General features: G+C 45.1%; 18 protein-coding genes. 4 read left to right on the top strand and 14 right to left on the bottom strand.

Features of this window, described 5'->3' with window-relative positions:
• Positions 1-98: 98 nt before the first annotated feature.
• The 7 genes from ACIM339_RS06405 to ACIM339_RS08010 form a co-directional block, all read right to left on the bottom strand.
• On the bottom strand, positions 99-533 hold the full coding sequence (locus ACIM339_RS06405; RefSeq protein WP_048104112.1) for a hypothetical protein: 435 nt from the start codon (positions 531-533) through the stop codon (positions 99-101).
• 4 nt (positions 534-537) lie between these two features.
• Positions 538-1608 carry an ABC transporter ATP-binding protein gene (locus tag ACIM339_RS06400; protein ID WP_015283801.1) on the bottom strand — a complete coding sequence of 357 codons (1071 nt, stop codon included), beginning with the start codon at positions 1606-1608 and terminating at the stop codon, positions 538-540.
• Positions 1601-2638, bottom strand: a complete 1038-nt coding sequence (locus ACIM339_RS06395; RefSeq protein ID WP_015283800.1) for an ABC transporter ATP-binding protein — start codon at positions 2636-2638, stop codon at positions 1601-1603. The genes ACIM339_RS06400 and ACIM339_RS06395 overlap by 8 nt, the downstream gene beginning before the upstream one ends.
• Before the next feature lie 5 nt (positions 2639-2643).
• On the bottom strand, positions 2644-3531 hold the full coding sequence (locus ACIM339_RS06390) for an ABC transporter permease (RefSeq protein ID WP_162007722.1): 888 nt from the start codon (positions 3529-3531) through the stop codon (positions 2644-2646).
• Positions 3532-3565: 34 nt separating this feature from the next.
• Complete coding sequence (locus tag ACIM339_RS06385) at positions 3566-4573, bottom strand: ABC transporter permease (RefSeq protein ID WP_015283798.1); 1008 nt, start codon at positions 4571-4573, stop codon at positions 3566-3568.
• Positions 4574-4629: 56 nt separating this feature from the next.
• Entirely contained in the window at positions 4630-6321 is a 1692-nt protein-coding gene (locus ACIM339_RS06380) for an ABC transporter substrate-binding protein (RefSeq protein WP_015283797.1), read from the bottom strand.
• A 91-nt stretch (positions 6322-6412) separates the two neighbouring features.
• Positions 6413-6574 carry a hypothetical protein gene (locus ACIM339_RS08010; protein ID WP_015283796.1) on the bottom strand — a complete coding sequence of 54 codons (162 nt, stop codon included), beginning with the start codon at positions 6572-6574 and terminating at the stop codon, positions 6413-6415.
• Positions 6575-6674: 100 nt separating this feature from the next.
• Here ACIM339_RS08010 and rpl18a point away from each other — a divergent pair, with 100 nt between their 5' ends.
• Genes rpl18a through ACIM339_RS06360 form a run of 4 tightly spaced genes read left to right on the top strand, consistent with a single transcriptional unit; the run spans position 6675 to position 9128 of the window.
• A complete protein-coding gene (gene rpl18a, locus ACIM339_RS06375) occupies positions 6675-6911 on the top strand; it encodes a 50S ribosomal protein L18Ae (RefSeq protein ID WP_015283795.1) in 237 nt (78 codons plus the stop codon).
• Entirely contained in the window at positions 6904-7338 is a 435-nt protein-coding gene (gene pfdA / locus ACIM339_RS06370) for a prefoldin subunit alpha (protein WP_015283794.1), read from the top strand. The genes rpl18a and pfdA overlap by 8 nt, the downstream gene beginning before the upstream one ends.
• The gene (gene ftsY, locus ACIM339_RS06365; protein ID WP_015283793.1) at positions 7322-8245 is read left to right on the top strand and encodes a signal recognition particle-docking protein FtsY; all 924 of its coding nucleotides are present in this window, start codon (positions 7322-7324) and stop codon (positions 8243-8245) included. Before pfdA ends, ftsY begins: the two co-directional genes overlap by 17 nt.
• Before the next feature lies 1 nt (position 8246).
• Positions 8247-9128 carry a PLP-dependent cysteine synthase family protein gene (locus ACIM339_RS06360; protein ID WP_015283792.1) on the top strand — a complete coding sequence of 294 codons (882 nt, stop codon included), beginning with the start codon at positions 8247-8249 and terminating at the stop codon, positions 9126-9128.
• Here the strand turns inward: ACIM339_RS06360 and ACIM339_RS06355 are convergent.
• From ACIM339_RS06355 to ACIM339_RS06325, 7 genes are read right to left on the bottom strand one after another with little or no spacing between them, the layout of a single operon-like run.
• A complete protein-coding gene (locus ACIM339_RS06355) occupies positions 9118-10497 on the bottom strand; it encodes a V-type ATP synthase subunit B (RefSeq protein WP_015283791.1) in 1380 nt (459 codons plus the stop codon). The two genes, ACIM339_RS06360 and ACIM339_RS06355, sit on opposite strands and share 11 nt — an antisense overlap.
• A complete protein-coding gene (locus tag ACIM339_RS06350) occupies positions 10498-12246 on the bottom strand; it encodes an ATP synthase subunit A (RefSeq protein WP_015283790.1) in 1749 nt (582 codons plus the stop codon). It abuts the gene before it with no gap.
• 6 nt (positions 12247-12252) lie between these two features.
• A complete protein-coding gene (locus ACIM339_RS06345) occupies positions 12253-12570 on the bottom strand; it encodes a V-type ATP synthase subunit F (protein ID WP_015283789.1) in 318 nt (105 codons plus the stop codon).
• On the bottom strand, positions 12567-13655 hold the full coding sequence (locus ACIM339_RS06340; RefSeq protein WP_015283788.1) for a V-type ATPase subunit: 1089 nt from the start codon (positions 13653-13655) through the stop codon (positions 12567-12569). Before ACIM339_RS06340 ends, ACIM339_RS06345 begins: the two co-directional genes overlap by 4 nt.
• On the bottom strand, positions 13648-14232 hold the full coding sequence (locus tag ACIM339_RS06335) for a V-type ATP synthase subunit E (protein ID WP_015283787.1): 585 nt from the start codon (positions 14230-14232) through the stop codon (positions 13648-13650). The genes ACIM339_RS06340 and ACIM339_RS06335 overlap by 8 nt, the downstream gene beginning before the upstream one ends.
• Positions 14233-16044, bottom strand: coding sequence for a F0F1-type ATP synthase subunit c/vacuolar-type H+-ATPase subunit K (locus tag ACIM339_RS06330; protein WP_015283786.1), 1812 nt, complete (start codon positions 16042-16044; stop codon positions 14233-14235). It lies immediately after the preceding gene.
• Positions 16044-18185: a V-type ATP synthase subunit I gene (locus ACIM339_RS06325; RefSeq protein WP_015283785.1), complete on the bottom strand. Its 2142-nt coding sequence runs from the start codon at positions 18183-18185 to the stop codon at positions 16044-16046. The genes ACIM339_RS06330 and ACIM339_RS06325 overlap by 1 nt, the downstream gene beginning before the upstream one ends.
• Positions 18186-18188 lie beyond the last annotated feature (3 nt).

The following is an 18188-nucleotide window of genomic DNA, read 5'->3' as shown; positions in this document are numbered from 1 at the left end:
TAAAACCATCGTCAAGTTTTAGATAACTTAATAAACATAATAACTTTATAAAGTTGATTAAATAACCCATAAATGACTAAAAATATAAAAGTAAAAATTTAATTTTTAGAAATCCACACTATTTTCACATCTGGATTTAATTTCTCTCGAACCTCCCAGAACACGGAGCGCTTGATAAAATAGTACCCATTTTCAGACACATAAAAGTAGAATCCTTCCCTGAAAAATCCCCTGTGTTCAACGACTTTTTTAACCTTCTTCAATTCCATCAAATCCTTCTTTTTTACCACCCCATACCTGTAAAGACGCGGTACATAAACAGAATCTTCAAAGATCACATATACGGAAGTACCCATATAAAAATACATGGTTGAGTAAAACAGGACAACCGAGATTGTGAGCATTATCAATCCTGAAAACCATAAATGAATAAGAAGATAAACTATCCCTCCGAGAAGGAACATCATTGCCATGAGGTAGCCAAGTATCGTAAATATGAGTTTTATTACCTTTCTTCTGAGTTCCCTGTCCATTTCTTTATCCCTTAGTGTACATATGGCAAGCAACATAGTGGCCTTTCTTGACCTCGATCATCGGTGGCTCAAGTTTATCACAGACTCCCGCCATGAAATAACTGCACCTGGGATGGAAACGGCAGCCCTTTGGAGGATTGACCGCACTTGGAACCTCGCCTGTGAAAAGTTTTCTTTCTCTCTTTCTCTTTGTTGGATCAGGCAGAGGAATTGACTCCAAAAGTAACTTTGTGTAGGGATGTAATGGATCATTGAACAGTTCATCTGCTGGTGCGAGTTCCACAAGTTTTCCAACGTACATAACTCCGATTCTATGACTCATATGCCTTGCCACACTGAGATCGTGAGTTATGAACATATATGTAAGTTTGAAATCCTTCTGTAATTTTTTAAGAAGATTTAAAATCTGGGCCTGAACGGAGACATCAAGGGCAGATGTGGGTTCATCGAGCACGATGAAATCTGGATTCAGAGACAAAGCCCTGGCTATTCCTATTCTCTGTCTCTGGCCTCCACTGAACTCATGGGGGAATCTGTGAAGATGCTCCTTTTTTAGTCCAACAAGTTCGAGCAGTTCTATAATTCTGCTTTCTACCTTGCTGGGAGGAACGATTTTATGGGTGAGCAAGGGTTCAGCAAGAATCTTCTTTATGGTCATTCTCGGATCCAGAGAAGATTGAGGATCCTGGAAAACTATTTGCATTTTTTTCCTGTAATGCATCATTTCCTTATCCTTCTTCATATTTAGATCGTACTTCTTTCTTATTTCCAGCAGTTCCTTCTTGGATCTTTCATCTCTCTTCCCTACAAGTTCTCTCACCCTGCCCTGAAGATCCCGTGGCAGATCAAAGAATACCATGCCATCATCGGCCTTAATCAGACGCAAAATGGTTCTTCCAAGTGTGGTTTTGCCACATCCGCTTTCACCCACAATACCAAAGGTCTCTCCCCTCTTGATCTCTATGCTCACATTATCAACCGCCTTGACATTGGCAATAACCTTCCCAAAAATGCCCCCCTTAACTGGGAAATATTTTTTAAGTCCGTAAATCTGAATTATTGTGTCATCATTCATCACCATCACCTTCCTTTGAATTTGCAAAAAATTGATTTGCAAAATGGCAGGCTACAAAGTGCCCTGGCTCGACCTCTACAAGTTGTGGCTTCTCTCTCTTACATATATCCTTTGCATATTCGCATCTTGGGTGGAACCTGCATCCAGGAGGGGGATATATCAAGTTTGGTACTGATCCCCTTATATAATGCAACTCCTCCCTCTTCTCCGCAATACTTGGTATTGCCTGCATAAGACCTCGCGTATACGGATGTATAGGTCTCTTGAATATGGTATAAACATCTCCCACTTCCACTATATTTCCCGCGTACATCACACCAACCCTATCGCACACGTCGGCCACTACACTGAGATCATGGGTTATCAAGATTATGGATATTCCAAGTTTTTCCCTCATATCCAGAAGGATATTCAAAATCTGTGCCTGTACGGTCACATCTAGAGCCGTGGTAGGCTCATCTGCTATAAGTAAGGATGGTTCAGTTGCGAGCATCATTGCAATCATGGCCCTCTGACGCATACCACCACTCAACTCATGGGGATAACTGTCTATAGCCCTTTCAGGATCGGGCATCCGAACCAGTCTCAGCATATCTATAACCGTTTTTCTTTCCTTCTTCTTTAGATCTTTTGGGGCCTTTTTGAGATTCTCTATGCCATATTTGTGGAGCATTATTATTTCAAGGATCTGGTCCCCAATTGTATAAACAGGATTCAGGGCGGTCATGGGCTCCTGAAATATCATTGAAATCCCCTTACCCCTTATCTTCCTCTTTTCATCTTCAGGAAGCTCCAGAAGATTCTTGCCATTGAATATGATTTTACCACTTTCAATTTTCCCCGGCTCATCTATGAGTCCTATGATGGAAAGTGCAGTTACGGATTTTCCGCACCCGGTCTCTCCAACAAGCCCGAATATTTCACCCTTTTTAACATAGAAGGATACACCATCAACGGCTTTCACTACACCCTCGTAGGTGTAAAAATATGTGTGAAGGTTCTCTACCTTTAGCAGAATATCATCATCCATCGAATTCACCTCCTCAACCTCGGATCTAGGATATCTCTGAGTCCATCACCAAACAGATTGAAAGCAAGCACTGTAACGAATATGGCCAACCCTGGAAATGTTGACCACCACCAGTATCCAGCAACAAGCCAGGTTCTTCCCTGACTGACCATTACTCCCCAGTCAGCAGTATAGGCCGCTGCACCCAACCCAAGAAACGCTAGGCCCGCGGCGGTCAAAATCACGTTTCCGAGGTCCATCGTGGCCTGAACCAGAATTGGAGGTAAAGAATTTGGTATCACATGCTTCCATATGATCTTGAATCTGCTTATTCCAATTGCCCTGGCAGCCTCCACATACTGATTCTGCTTTACAGAGAGCACCTGACCCCTCACTATCCTAGTATATCCGGGCCACCACACGATCATCAAAGCGTACATGACATTTTGAAGTCCGGGGCCCAGAGCAGCAGTTATGGCCATGGCAAGCACAAGACCTGGAAATGCAAAGAACATGTCACAGATTCTCATCATGATCTCATCAAACCATCCTCCTATGTATCCCGCGTAGGCTCCAAGGAGAACTCCTATGAGCATAGCCACCATTACCACAATAAACCCTATGTAAAGTGCCTCTCGAGTGCCGTAGATGACCATACTGTACAGGTCGTGACCCATATCATCTGTCCCGAAAGGATGTTTCCAACTAGGGGGCTGAAGTGCTTGGGAGAAATTGTAAGGCCAGTACTGCTGACCGCCCACATTCTCAGGATGATACGGAGCAATCCAGGGTGCAAATATTGCAACGAGAAATATAAAAATCAGAAGCCCGAGACCCACAAGAGTTAGTGGGCTTCTCCTCATAAGATGCAAAGTATATTTGAACTCTTTGATTTGGGATTCGTGCTCCTTCATAAATTTTTTTGTGGTGCTAATCTCTGCCACACTATCACTCTCCCAACTTTATTCTTGGATCAAGGTATGCGTACATTATATCAACTATCAAATTGCCAATCACAAAGATTATAGCCATGAGTAATGTCACTCCCATAATCGCAGGGTAATCAAGGGAAGATATAGCTTGATAGGCGTATCTACCCATTCCAGGCCACGCGAAAATTGTTTCAGTGAGAACTGCACCTCCAAGCAACCCAGCAAAGGCAAGACCAGACACTGTTAGGGTTGGAATCAGAGCATTTCTCAGCGCATGTCTGTATATCACAACCTTATCGGATAGGCCCTTTGCCTTGGCTGTTTTTATGTAATCAAGTCTCAGGACCTCAAGCATACTAGATCGAGTCATCCTTGTTATCACTGCAAGAGTTGCATATGACAAAGTAACTGCAGGAAGTATTATGTGCCATACATCCGATACCAAGGATGTCCAGTCCAAGGAAAGTATGCTATCCAAGATGTAAAGTCCAGTGTAAATATGTGATGGTGGAATTCCTCTCCCACTTGCAGGGAACCAGCCCAGATATGTATAGAACAGAAGGATCAACAGCAAACCAAGCCAGAATATTGGCATAGAAACTCCGCTCAGGGCAAATATCCTTGAAAGATGGTCAGGAATTTTGTTTCTCTTTACTGCCGAAACAACACCCAGATATATTCCAGTAGGAATAGCTATCATCATCGCCCATAAAGTTAATTCAAAGGTTGCAGGAAAGAAATCTGCAAGACATGCAGCTACAGGCCTCTTTTGAGAATGAGAGTATCCCCAGTTACCCGTAAACACCCCTGTGATGTAATAATAGTACTGAACATACAAAGGATCGTTTAGATGGTATTTTTCCTTTATCTCCTCAACAGTTGAAGGTGGTGCCTTTGGACCTGCCCAAGCTCTTGCAGGATTCGCAGGGATTACAAAAGACACGGCAAATGTTATCAGAGTCACACCGATTATAACCGGGAAAAGCAGTATTAGTCTTCTAACAATATATTGCCAGAGTTTCATTGAAAGGAGAATACCTAACCAATACTTAAAAATTTAGGATAAAAAGAAGAAAGGGTTTAGGAATAAGCCTTGTACAGGCTGTAGAAGTTCAGCATCATCACTGGATTGTAGTAGTAACCCTGAAGCCAAGTTCTGTAAACTGCAACGTGCTTGTTCTGAGCGATATAGATGAAGGATGGGTCCTCCATTGCTATCTTCTGGATTTCATAATAGAGCTGCTCTCTCTTGGTCTGATTCACACAGTACTTTGCCTCCAGAAGCAGTTTATCAACAGTGGCATTGTGCCATCCGGTCTCATAGGTATCTCCACCTATGGCGGCAGAGCCAAGGAATGGGAATGCGTAGTCATCAGGATCGTTGTAATCCGGTGCCCAGCCAACTATGATCATGCTGTAATCTCCCCTATCCATCTTGTCCAGGAGAGTTGGCCATGAGAGTTCCTGAATGGTTAACTGTATGCCTATGTTCAGCAATGAACCCTTGAGAATTTCGGCTATGTGGGCTCGAACCGCGTTACCCTGGTTGTAGAGTATGGTTAACTTGATGGTCTGTGGAAGTCCGTATTTCTGCCTTGCATCGTTCATCAACTGCTGAGCCTTCTTTATATCATAGGGGTACATAAACAGGTTGTTGTCGTGACCGGGCATACCCTTTGGTATTGGGCCCTGAAGCCTTATTGCATAGCCCTTGTACACCTCCTTTATGATAGTATCGTATGGCACAGCGTAGGATATGGCCTGCCTGACCTCCTTGTAGTAAAGTGGATTTGTCTCGTTCTGGTAGGTCTTTCTGCAGTTCATTTCGATCATATCCACATCAAACGTGAGTCCGCCAGTATCTATCTTGATGTACTTGTCATTGGTCAGAATTGTATCATTAAGGTGATTCACAGGAATGTAGGCCATATCCGCATCTCCCTTCACAAGTTCCTGCTCCCTGGTTGCCAGTGAGGGTATGTTCCTTATTATTATGTACTTGACATGATGTCCACTCCAGCCACCCCAGTAATTGGGGTTCCACTCAAGCTTTATAAAGGCATTGTGCTGCCACTCCACGAGCTTGTACGGGCCGGTTCCAACCATGTTCTGGCTCATCCAGCTATTATCCTTATTTGGAACAACTCCGCCGTGAGCATTCACGACCTTTGGATCAACGATGGATGCCACGGTGAACGCTATGGCTGGCAAGAAACCACCATAGGCCTCTCTGAGATGGAACTCCACAGTGTATGGACCCACAACCTGCACACTGCTCTTTCCATCTGGGCTGTTCCACTTCTTGGCAGTGGCGTTGTAGGTGTACATAAACTGGCTCAAAATCCAAGACACACCGGTCTGCGGAGAATTCATTATAAGAACGCGATCGAAGGAGAATTTAACTGCTGTAGCATTGAATGGATCACCATTGGAGAACTTCACATCCTTTCTGAGATAGAATGTCCAGTTCTTTCCAGTTTTATCCACAGTCCAGTGTGTTGCAAGAAGCGGGTATATGGTCTTGGTATCCGTGCCATGATAGGTAACCAGTGTCTGATAAACATTCTGTATCACTACACCCGAGGCCGTATCGTACGCTTCTGCTGGATCCAATGTCTGTGGGTCACCTATTGTGTCCCACACAAAGGTATCGGGGTTCTTCACTTGGGGTTTTGTCTTGCTGGGTGGCGCTGTCATCACCGCCCACGCGGCGACCACCACAATTATTATCACCACCACAGCAATTATTCCATATATTGCACTCTTCTTCATTTAACTACCTCCCATACTTTTTGGGCGTAGAGATAATTAAAACGCAGATATATAAATTTTTTGATATTTGATAATTGTTCCAAAATAAAATTTATAAAAAGCCGAATCTGTCTTGCAACTCAGTGGCAACCTGGTTGAGAATCTCCTCAAAACTCTCACTCTCTATCTTCGTTACAGACCCATCGGGGAGCATTATACGAGCATAAAATATATCGCCCTCGCGCACAATTTCAACATCTGCAAGTTTGCTCATTGTATCACCTCTTAAAGGTGGATAACATTCAGCATATAAACTTTTCCTTGCCGGAGCGCAAATTATTAATTTAGTATGCCATGGGGGTAGAGGTGATAGCATGAAAGTGTACCGTGTTGCAGGTCTATACTCACCAAAGGGCAAGAAGTGGTTCAAGTTCACGAAGGATGTTGTGGCCTATGAAGAGGAGGCAGCCAAGGAAAAAATATACTCAATAGTGGGCAGCAAGTATGGAATAAAGAGAAGACTCATTGACATAAAAGAGATAAAGGAGATAAATCCAGAGGAATCCCACGATCCCATGGTAAGATACCTGATGCGTGATGAAAATGAATGAGGAGGAGCTGGAGAGAAATCTGGCCACACTTGAGATTCTGAAGGCTCAGATAACCAACCTGCAGAAACAGATTGAGGCCCTTGAAAATTCCATCAGAGAGCATAAAAGGGCAAAGGAGACTCTGGAGGGATATCTGAACATGGAAGACGAGGAGATTCTTGTGCCTATAGGCGCAGGGGTGCTCATATCTGCAAAGGTTGAAGAGAAAAAGGGGCTCGTCACAATAGGCAACGAGATTTACACCGAAATGCCACTGGAAAAAATCATTGAGAGAATAGACGAGCGCAGGAAAGATCTGGAAAACTTGGAACTCAAGCTCTCTACAGATATCAAAAAGCTCCAGGAGAATTATGCGATTCTAAGCGCAAAGGTTGAGCAGGACTACGCGAAGTATGTAGAGGAGAGGCAAAATGTTCAGGGGCCTTAAGGAAAAACTTGGGTTCATAAGGAAAAAAGCCCAGAGCATGGACGAGGAATTCACATCCGGATTGGGGAAGAAGATCACAGAGGAGAAAATTGAGGATTTTCTGTGGGATATCGAAATAGCGCTGATGGAGGCAGATGTCGCTGTTGATGTCATTGAGAAGATAAAGGGGGATCTGAAAAGGGCCCTCGTGGGAAAGAAGGTCAAACTCCGTGCAGATCTAGGAAAAATTGTGGAAGACACCCTTAAAAACTCCATAGGGGACATATTTCGTACAGATTTTGATTTTGACTCCTTTGTGGAAAATTCCCCTAGGCCAACGGTGATCATGTTTCTCGGTGTAAATGGCACAGGAAAAACCACAGTGATAGCAAAGATTGCAAAGTACCTTATGGACAAGAACCACACTGTGGTGCTGGCAGCTGCGGATACATTCCGAGCCGGAGCTATTGAACAACTGGATGTGCACGGAAAGAACCTTGGAGTGAAGGTGATAAAGCACCAAGCGGGAGGGGACCCAGCCGCGGTGGCCTACGATGCAATTAAACATGCAAAGGCAAAAAGAAAGGACTTTGTGCTGATAGACACCGCTGGAAGAATGCAGACCAATAGGAACCTAATGGAAGAAATGAAAAAGATAAAGCGTGTGGCAAAACCCCATCTAACAATATTTGTTGGAGATTCTCTTGCCGGAAACGATGCCATCGAGCAGGCAAAGATTTTCGATAGGGAAGTGGGAGTAGATGCCATAATACTTACAAAGATAGACGCAGATGCGAAGGGTGGGGCTGCCATCAGCATAGCATACGAACTCAAAAAACCCATAATATTTTTTGGAAACGGACAGAACTATGAGGATTTGATGAAATTTGATGTTAACTGGTTCTTGAAAAGGGTTTTCGGTGATTAGCATGGAGATCAAAGATCTCGTGGGTAATACCCCACTTGTTAAAATTGATAATGTGTATCTCAAACTGGAGTACCTGAATCCCACGGGAAGTCACAAAGATAGAATTGCGCTGTACATGCTCAGAGACGTTGAGAATAAAGGATATGCGAAGGGCACTCCTGTAATTGAATACACCTCAGGAAATACTGGCATTTCAGTCGCATGGGCTTCCAAATTTTTCGGATACAAGCCTGTAATTTTCGTTCCTCAGGGAACCTCCAAGGAAAAGGTGAACATGATAAGGGCCCTTGGAGCAGAGACAATAATCGTGCCTCCTGAAGAGGATGGGCATATACTTGCGGAAAAATTGGCAGAGGAAATAAATGGGTTTTATCTTGAACAAACAAAGAATAGGGCAAATTTCAGGGCCCATTACGAAACAACTGGCCCTGAATTACTCTCACAGGCGGAGGACCTTGATTGCTTTGTCATGGGTGCGGGAACAGGTGGCACCATTTACGGAATAGGAAAATACCTCAAAGAGAGAAATGAAAAAATAAAAATCGTACTCCTCATACCAAAAGGCTCTGAACTTCAAAAAGAACTGTTTGATGAGGTTGAGGAGGATGCTCCTATTCTTGAAGGTTTTTCATACCATTCATTCACAGAACTTCTGAAAATGGCCTTTGATGAAAATATAATAGACGAGATAGTCGTTGTGGATTCTGAGATGAGTATAAAGGGAGTAAAGGCCCTCCTCTCTGCGGGAATTCCTGGTGGATTCACCTCCGGAGCCAATTACTACCACGCTTTAAAAATATCAAAAGAAAGAGATTGTAAGGTTGCAACCATAGTTGCTGATTCCATAGTACGCTACTCTTCCCTTATGGACCTCATTTTGTAACCTTCGGCAAATACTTTTCAATGTACTTTCTGTCTATCTTCTTAAGATAACTTTTTGGAAGCAGGGCAAGGAGATTCCATGCTATGCCCAGAGTATCCTCTATACTTCTATCCTCATCCCTTCCTTGAGTTATGAATCTCTCCTCGAATGCATCGGCAAATTTAAGCAATATTCTGTCCTCCTCACCAAGGGCCTCTTCACCCACCACAGCAACAAGGTCCCTCAATCTTAGACCCTCTGCGTATGCAGCGTACAACTGGTTTGCCACACCTGCATGGTCCTCTCGGGTTCTACCTTCGCCAATGCCCTCCTTCATAAGCCTTGAAAGTGAAAGGAGGGGATTTATGGGGGGATATATTCCACGACGGTGCAGAGCTCTGCTAAGCACAATCTGCCCCTCCGTTATGTATCCTGTGAGATCCGGAATTGGATGGGTCATGTCATCATCTGGCATTGTGAGTATGGGTATCTGGGTAATGCTTCCCTTCTTCCCCCTTATTCTTCCTGCGCGTTCATATATGGTAGCAAGATCAGTGTACATGTAGCCAGGATAACCGCGACGACCAGGAACCTCCTCACGGGCAGCAGATATTTCTCTCAAAGCCTCGCAGTAGTTGGTCATATCCGTCAAGATGACGAGAACATGCATATCCCTATCGTAGGCAAGATATTCGGCCACTGTCAATCCCATCCTCGGTATAACAATACGCTCTATAGCAGGATCATTGGCTAAATTGAGGAACAGAACCGTACGCTCAAGCGCACCCGTGCGTTCAAACTCCTTGCGGAAGAAATTTGCCTCCTCAGCAGTTATACCCATGGCAACGAACACAACCGCAAATTTTTCACCCTTACCTCTCAATTTCGCCTGCCTTGCAATCTGGGCCGCTATTTCATTGTGGGGCATACCTGAACCGCTGAATATGGGCAATTTTTGGCCCCTAACCAATGTGTTCATTCCATCAATGGTGGATATACCAGTCTGTATGAATTCCCTTGGATACTCCCTCGCAGCTGGATTAATGGGGTACCCATTTATGTCTCTCATCTCCTCAGGTATGATATCGGGGCCTCCATCAATGGGCCTACCCGTGCCGTCAAACACGCGGCCGAGCATATCCAAAGAAACACCTATTTTCAGGGTATCGCCCAAAAATTTCACGGATGTGGATTTAACATCCAGACCTCTGGTACCTTCAAAAACCTGAACAACAGCCATATTTTCCCTTGCTTCAAGCACCTGACCGAGACGTTCCTTACCGTCTGGACCGCGAATCTTGACCACTTCGCCGTAGGCAACGTCCTTGGTATTTTCCACAATGAGCAAAGGACCTTTAATTTCTCTAATTGTGCGGTATTCAACCTCCATTTACTTCACCTCTTTTATGAGATTCTCTATCTCATTTTCCATCTTTGCCTCAATGTTTTTGAACTCATCCTTGTAGGTCTCGTTGGGTATTCTACCCATATAGGCAAGGTCTTCCTTAATGCTCAATTTTCTGATCTTATCCATGCTCACACCAAGCTCAACGGCGTCCGTTATTAGTTTATGGAACTTCAGTATCAATTTGAGCATCAAGTACTGCTTATCAGCGGGACAATAGGTATCAACATCATGGAAAGCATTCTGCTGCAGAAAGTCCTCCCTTATTGAACGGGCTGTCTCCAGCAATGCCTGCTCCTTTGCAGGCAGGGCATCTGGACCCACCAGTTGAACTATTTCCTGCAGCTCCGCTTCCCTCTGCAATATGCCCATGGCCTCACGACGCAGATCGTACCAGTCCTTGGCAATGTTATTCTCCCACCAGTGGCGAACAGAATTGAGGTAAAGAGAATATGAGCGAAGCCAGTGTATTGACGGAAAATGCCTTTTGTGGGCAAGGTCTGCATCAAGGGCCCAAAACACCTTGACTATGCGGAGAGTGTTCTGCGTGACAGGCTCGGAGAAATCACCACCTGGAGGGGATACGGCACCCACCACAGTGACAGAGCCATACTTCTTTTCAGAGCCGAGAACCTCAACATAGCCGGCACGCTCGTAGAATTCAGCAAGACGCGATGCGAGATAGGCAGGATAACCTTCCTCTCCCGGCATTTCTTCCAACCTTCCAGATATTTCCCTTAAAGCCTCGGCCCAGCGGGATGTGGAATCAGCCATCAGAGCAACATGGTAGCCCATATCCCTGAAGTACTCTGCGATGGTAATTCCCGTATAAATTGATGCTTCCCTTGCAGCCACCGGCATATTTGATGTGTTCGCGATTAAAACTGTACGATTCATAAGGGGCTCTCCACTGCGAGGATCCTTGAGTTTGGGAAAATCTTCAAGCACTTCGGTCATCTCGTTGCCGCGCTCTCCACAACCCACATACACAACAATATCCGCATCGCTCCACTTGGCAAGTTGATGCTGTGTCACCGTTTTCCCCGTTCCGAATCCTCCGGGTATTGCAGCCGTACCGCCCTTGGCTATTGGGAAGAATGTATCCAGAACCCTCTGTCCAGTTACCAGCAGCTGAATTGGGTCCATTTTCTCACGGAAGGGTCTCTGTCTGCGCACTGGCCAGCGCTGATACATCTTTATATCCTCTCCATTTATCCTTGCAATTGGCTCTTCTATTGTGTAATCGCCCTCCTCCGCAATCCATTCAATCTTACCTTCTTTTTCAGGAGGTACCATTATGCGATGCTCTACAATTTTTGTCTCCTGCACGGTGCCGAGTATATCTCCACCGGTCACCCTATCGCCCTTCTTTACTCTGGGTACAAAATGCCATTTTTTATTGGTATCCAATGGGGATGCACTTGCACCCCTCTTTATGAAATCGCCCATCATATCCTTTATTTGAGGCAATGGACGCTGGATACCATCGTAAATCTGAGATATTATACCCGGTCCGAGCATGACCGACAGGGGAGCTCCTGTGCGTTTGACGGGCTCTCCTGGCCTTATGCCTGAAGTTTCCTCGTAAACCTGGATTGTAGCGGTATCTCCGTACAATCCTATTATCTCACCTATCAGTCCCTCTTCGCCAACATGCACCACTTCGTACATTTCACTGCCCTTCATTCCATCCGCAACGACCACTGGACCTGCTACTCTAATTATCTTTCCCATTTTCTTTCACCTCTTCAATATATCCACACCTATGGCTCTCTTAACCAGACTCCTCATAGGATCTTCAAACTCTCCACCTTTCTTATCGGGAATTTCCAATATTATGGGGTATATGCCTTTTTCCCTTTTCCATTCATCCAGAAAATCCCTAATCTCCTGGGCCATTCTTCTGGATATTATGACAATTGCCACATCTTTCATAAATTTAACATCATCAAGGATTTCCTTGATTTTCCAGGGGTCATTTGCCTCATAGACATCCTTTATGCCTGCAAGCTGGAACCCGTTGACCATATCCCTGTCTCCAATAACAAGTATCTTCATGCCACATCACCCACCAGCAAGCCCCTGATCCTGTCCTTGGGCAAATCCTCCATAAAACCCTTAATGATCCCTTTCAGATTTCTCACCTCATACTCCTTGGATACTAGGAACATTATGAGCGGCCCGGCTGTGGTGGCAAAGGTTAAACCAATCTCATTGACCTTCCTGAGAAGCATCTTATCCAGTTCAAGTTCTACAATGAATGGATCTTCAACATCCCTCAAAAATGCGTAATCTGTGCCTTCAAGTTGGGAAAGAGCCTCATCAAGAGTTCTTGCATTTGCCATACTTCGAACCTTCCAGTCACTCAACTGGTAGCCCCCGTCAAGAAGCAGGTTTCCTATGTCCTCAATACCCGCACTCTTGGCTCGGACTATGGTCTTTATGTTGAATACATCCACAAACATTGGGATAACTATGTTTATGGGTTCCATTGAGTTCTCATCGAGCATTCTCTTAGACTCTACGAGGTTTTTCAGGACTATCCGATCAAGGGCAACATCCACCTTGTAGATATCGTTGGATTCGTTCCATACCTTTATTACTTCGGCAAAGGGCGTGGCATCTAAGGCCGTTATTGCATCCTCCATACTGGTAGCCTCAACCATGTGCTGAATTATCAATTTTGATATAAAGCGACCTTCATAAACTTCCTCATAGATTCTATTCTTTGACACCCCTGCATACTTGGCCCTCAGAATCCTCTTGATCATATTTGCATCGTATTTAAGCATATAGGCTTCAGCAAAGCTCTTACCCTCGTCCGGTAACATTTCCACTACTCTCTGCACCATGGCAAGCATGCTCTTCTCCAACTCAATGTCGTACTTCTTCAAATCCTCAATGTTATAGCCCTCCTTTCCTATGTCTGATATAACCTCAGTCAAATTCGTGTAGTTGAGCAGCTTTTCAATGTTTTCTTTCTCAGTGTATTTTGCACCTATGGCGAATATGGTCGCATTGGGGCCCATGTAGGCCCCGATATTCAGCATCTTTCTGAAAAAGCCCATAAGGAAGGCTATTGTAACAAAGATGGCGAGAAACGAAATCGTAATTGCCAGGATTATTGCCGTGGAATCAAGCATGTTCTTCACCGAATAGCCTCAAATATATCTTCTTCCTAATATCCCCCATATTCCTATCAACAAATGCCCTAGCAGAGTAATCCACATTCTTCAATCCATCAGTGCTCACTGCCAGAAACCCACCGTACTCTACATCACCCTCTTGCACATTCACCTGAAGACCCATATCCTTAACCATACCTTCAATTAGCCCAATATCTTCTTTTTTACACAGAATTTCGAATCTATTGCCCAGCAAATCGGCAGCATCCTTTATGGAGTTCTCAATGTATTTCCTATAATCCACATAATCCCTGAAATTCATGAGCATTTCTTCAATGATCATATGTATTATCCATTCCCTAGCATTCATTAGCATCTTCTTGCCATCCAGGTGCGCCTTGGATATGTGCATCTGCTTTATCGTTTCAGCCTCTCTTTTTCCGGAGGATTCGAGTTTCTCCTTTTCCCTTTCCCATTTTCCCTGCTCTGCATTTTTTATCTTTTCTATTTCCCTCTCCGCTTTCTCGTAGTACTCCTTGATCTTCCAATCTGCATCCTCGCGGATTCTCTTTATTATATTTTCAATGGCGTCCATTTAGAACACCCCTATGGCCATAAGCAGCAGTATGGCTACCAGAAGTCCAAATATTGCGAATGTCTCGCTCATCACGGATAGCATCATACTCTTTCCGAAACTCTCTGGTCTACGGGTGAATGCACCCACACCCATTGCGGCAGTTATACCCTGGCCTATACCGCTCAGGCCTGCAAATCCTATCGCAAGACCGGCACCTATGGCCCCTATACCCACAAACATGGCCATGGATTTCGGTATCTGCATACCTCCACCAAGCAGGCCAACGGCATAGAGTATTATTATGGACACTATGAGAGCGTATATACTCTGCGTCTCAGGAAGAACGGAAAATATTATGGATTTTGAAAATGCACTTGGCTTCTCAGTGGATGCAGCAGCACCGCTTCCCGCAGCAATACCCTGACCTATGGCGGTCATACCACTGACCCCTATTGCGAGACCGGCACCGATGGCTGCAAGACCAACTCCCAGAGGGAATACCTGTGGAGTTGAACCGAACAACCCCGCTCCATTGACAATGAATATGGCAACAAGCAATCCGTAAATAACCTGGGTTTCTGGCATTATGGCAAACACCATGATCTTACCGAAGGATGCTTTCTCACGCATACTTGCATACACGCTGCTTCCAGCGGCAATTCCAAGACCTATACCGCTTAGACCGGCAAAACCAACAGCGAGACCTGCACCGATGGCTGCAAGACCAACAAACATGGCGGCATCCCCACCCATAAAGTTTCCACCACTCAGTAAACCGGTGGCGCTCAGAACAACTATAGCGATGATCAAAGCGGTGATACTCGGTGTTTCTGCAATGACGGAGAAGATCATACCCTTCGTAAATGCCTTTGGATTCTCAGCCGTGGCTGCGCAGGAACTTGAAGCAGCTATGCCCTGACCTATGGCCGTGAGACCGCTAACTCCCATGGCAAGACCGGCACCAATGGCTGCAAGACCAACCCCGATGGAGTAGTGCTTAACACCGCCACCGAACATACCTGAGCCGTAAAGTATGAGTATGGCTATAAGTAGACCGTAAATTGCCTGTGTCTCTGGAAGAATGGAGAACACAACCGCCTTACCATAGGAGACCCTATCATGCTGCGTTGTGCCTATACCCGTGCCAGCAACTATACCCTGACCAATGGCACTCAATCCGGCGAGGCCCACAGATATGCCAGCACCTATGGCGGCAAGACCTATTGATATGGGCACATTTTCAATATTACCTGAGAACGCACCAATTCCCATCATTATGATTATCGCTATGAGAAAACCGTAAATTGCCTGGGTCTGTGGAAATGCCTGAAATATGAGAATTCTTCCAAACTTGCTCTTGGGGTTGCTCCCTATCGCAGCCGCACCGCTCGCTCCCGTGATTCCAACCCCAACACCGGAGCCAATGGCAGATAACCCGACAGCAAGTCCAGCACCTATCAAAGCTAGGTAGCCTCCAAGAGGACCCTCACCCACCACAAATGTGTATGTGTATTGGGTTGAATTTTCAATGACCGTTAATTTGTAGGTTCCACTACCCTCCGGCATGAATTTGAAAGTTTCACCAGTTGCAGTGAGATTCTGTTTGCCATTGCTCAATATCCATGTTACACTGGAACTCCACTTAAATGTGTACTCCTTGCCTATTTCAAATGCGCCGGAGGAATTTACCTCGCTCAACGGTTTTTCAACAAGTTTACCATTCATCTCATACGCCACAGTGGGTTCAACACCCTGCGCATGTGCGGGCAGGGAGCCCGCAAGGAGCAGGAGTATCGCGCCCAGAAACACAAGCGGAATGACTTTTTTCATTATTCTTTCACCTCCAAACGGCTGTGCTTCCTAATCTCTCTAAAAGGTTCGAATTTCACGCCATCACCCTCATAGAACTTTGAGAAGAACTCCACATACTGCAAACGTAGGGAGTGAACAAAGGAGCCTAGGGCCTGAAGCATTGAGTTTCCTATATGCCCAACCACGAGGAATATTCCAACAAATAACCATATTGCAGCGTGGAGATTCACCATTCCAACTATGCCGAATATGAGAAGCAGGATTATTATGCCCTTCTTCATAGGATCCTTTTTCCTCATCCAAAGCAATGCAAGAGCAACACCTGCAAGAAGCACAGGTAGACAGCAAACCATGCTGCTTGCACCCTTGGTCATGCTCCATATTATACCTGCAAGAATGTTTATTGTCAATGCGAGACCTGATGTGGCTAGATCAAGGGCAAGCAGGCGGGAGTATGAGAGCCAATCACCAATCATGCCCGTAATGTCAAAGAAGAAGAGTCCATTTATGGATGCTTTTCTATCCACCATCTTGCTTGCCACTCCCGGCAGAAATAGGAACAGGCCAATTACGGTGAAAATCCATGCCAAGGTTAGATATGTACCCTGAAGAGGCCACCATCCAAAATAATACCCTATTAAGGCGCCCCCAGCCGGGAACAGGACAAACCATGAAACCTCAGCCTGTAGGAATTCCGCATAATTCTTATCCTTGAGATGGTGAAACGCACCGAGCGCAAGCCCAAGGCTTAGCTGGAAAACACCAACAATAAGCGATATCACAAGAAGGGTTATTGGATCCTGCATAGGATCCAGCACCGGCTTGTAGTGCACAAGCGGGTATAGGGGATTTGATTCGTTCAACGGGCCAAATATTCCCCCCTGCAAGAGACCAAACACCACTGCAGATAGCCCGGAAACGAAGAGTATGGAGCCAAGAGTTCTGTTGGTCCAGTTGTACTTGCCAAGGGGCTTCCACATTATGAAGCCGAGAACGGCCATTATCATACCGTATCCGGCATCTCCCAGAGTCAGGCCAAAGTATATAACAAAGAGGGGTGCGATTATAACAGTTGGGTCAATATGCCCGTACTTCGGAGTAGAGTACATGTCCACAAAGGCCTGAAACGGCCTGAAGATTTTAGCATTATTGTATTTTACAGGAACATCGTCTCCCTGGGCATCTCTCCATTTTATATAGGCCAACCCGCGAGATACGGATTCTATAGCATTCTTGGCCCTATCAAAATCCTTCTTCGGGATGAATCCCCTTACAAGCGTGGTGTAATGAGTCCTCCCAAACTTCGAGTGAATTTCCTCCTTTACCTTCTCATTGTAGAGGTCATCCTTTAACACAGATAGGTAGGGGTAGTACTTTCTTCTGAAAACTCCCAACTCATTTCTTATTTTATCCCTTTCCTTCCTGAGCTCCCCAATCTTTTTATCCATGGCTTTGAGAACCTCATTTGGTAAGCCACTCCACCCTCCAAGTTCAAATTCAGAGAATCCGGCAAATCTAAGGGCAGATTCTACGTCCTTCTTATCCTTCATGTGAGATGCCAAAACAATGGTATATGTAACATCCTTCTTCTTGCCTTCCGTGAAGCTCCACAGCGCAATTTTTCCCTCCTTCTTTAGTTTCTCAAGACGCTCCAGATTTTTTGCCGTACCTGCAACAATGTAAGCGTAGGGACCTTCCCCAAGATAAGAGATATCTATTGGTATGTTCTTCAACTTCTCAACCTGCAATCTCTGGATCTTTATTCTCTCAATCTCTCCATTTACGCCCTCCCATCTGGAATAGAGTGTTAAAATCTGGGGTTCTATTTTTCGAAGTGTGGACTCAGCATCCTTCAAAATCTCCTCTCTATCCCTTGGCCTTGCTGGAAATCTCTCCGGTGGCTCTGTCTGCAGGGACGCAAGAAGACCGGTCTTCTTTCTCTCCTTTGCTATATTCAGAATCTCAATTAACTTGCCAACCCGAAACTCATAATCAACAATCTCCGTGGCAACATCGGATGGGGCAGCATTTTCAAGGCCCTCAACGTTGTGCTGGGTTATATGCATAAATCCGTTCCTCTGCATTGTCTTTAGCACATTGTATTTAACGGAATTGTGCACGAGAATTTCGACTTCCACCATCTTTGATGGAAACAGCATGCA

This window comes from Aciduliprofundum sp. MAR08-339, assembly GCF_000327505.1.
GTDB lineage: Archaea > Thermoplasmatota > Thermoplasmata > Thermoplasmatales > Aciduliprofundaceae > Aciduliprofundum.
The sequence above is the reverse complement of the archived record's forward strand: the minus strand, read 5'-3'. Positions and strand labels throughout refer to the sequence as shown.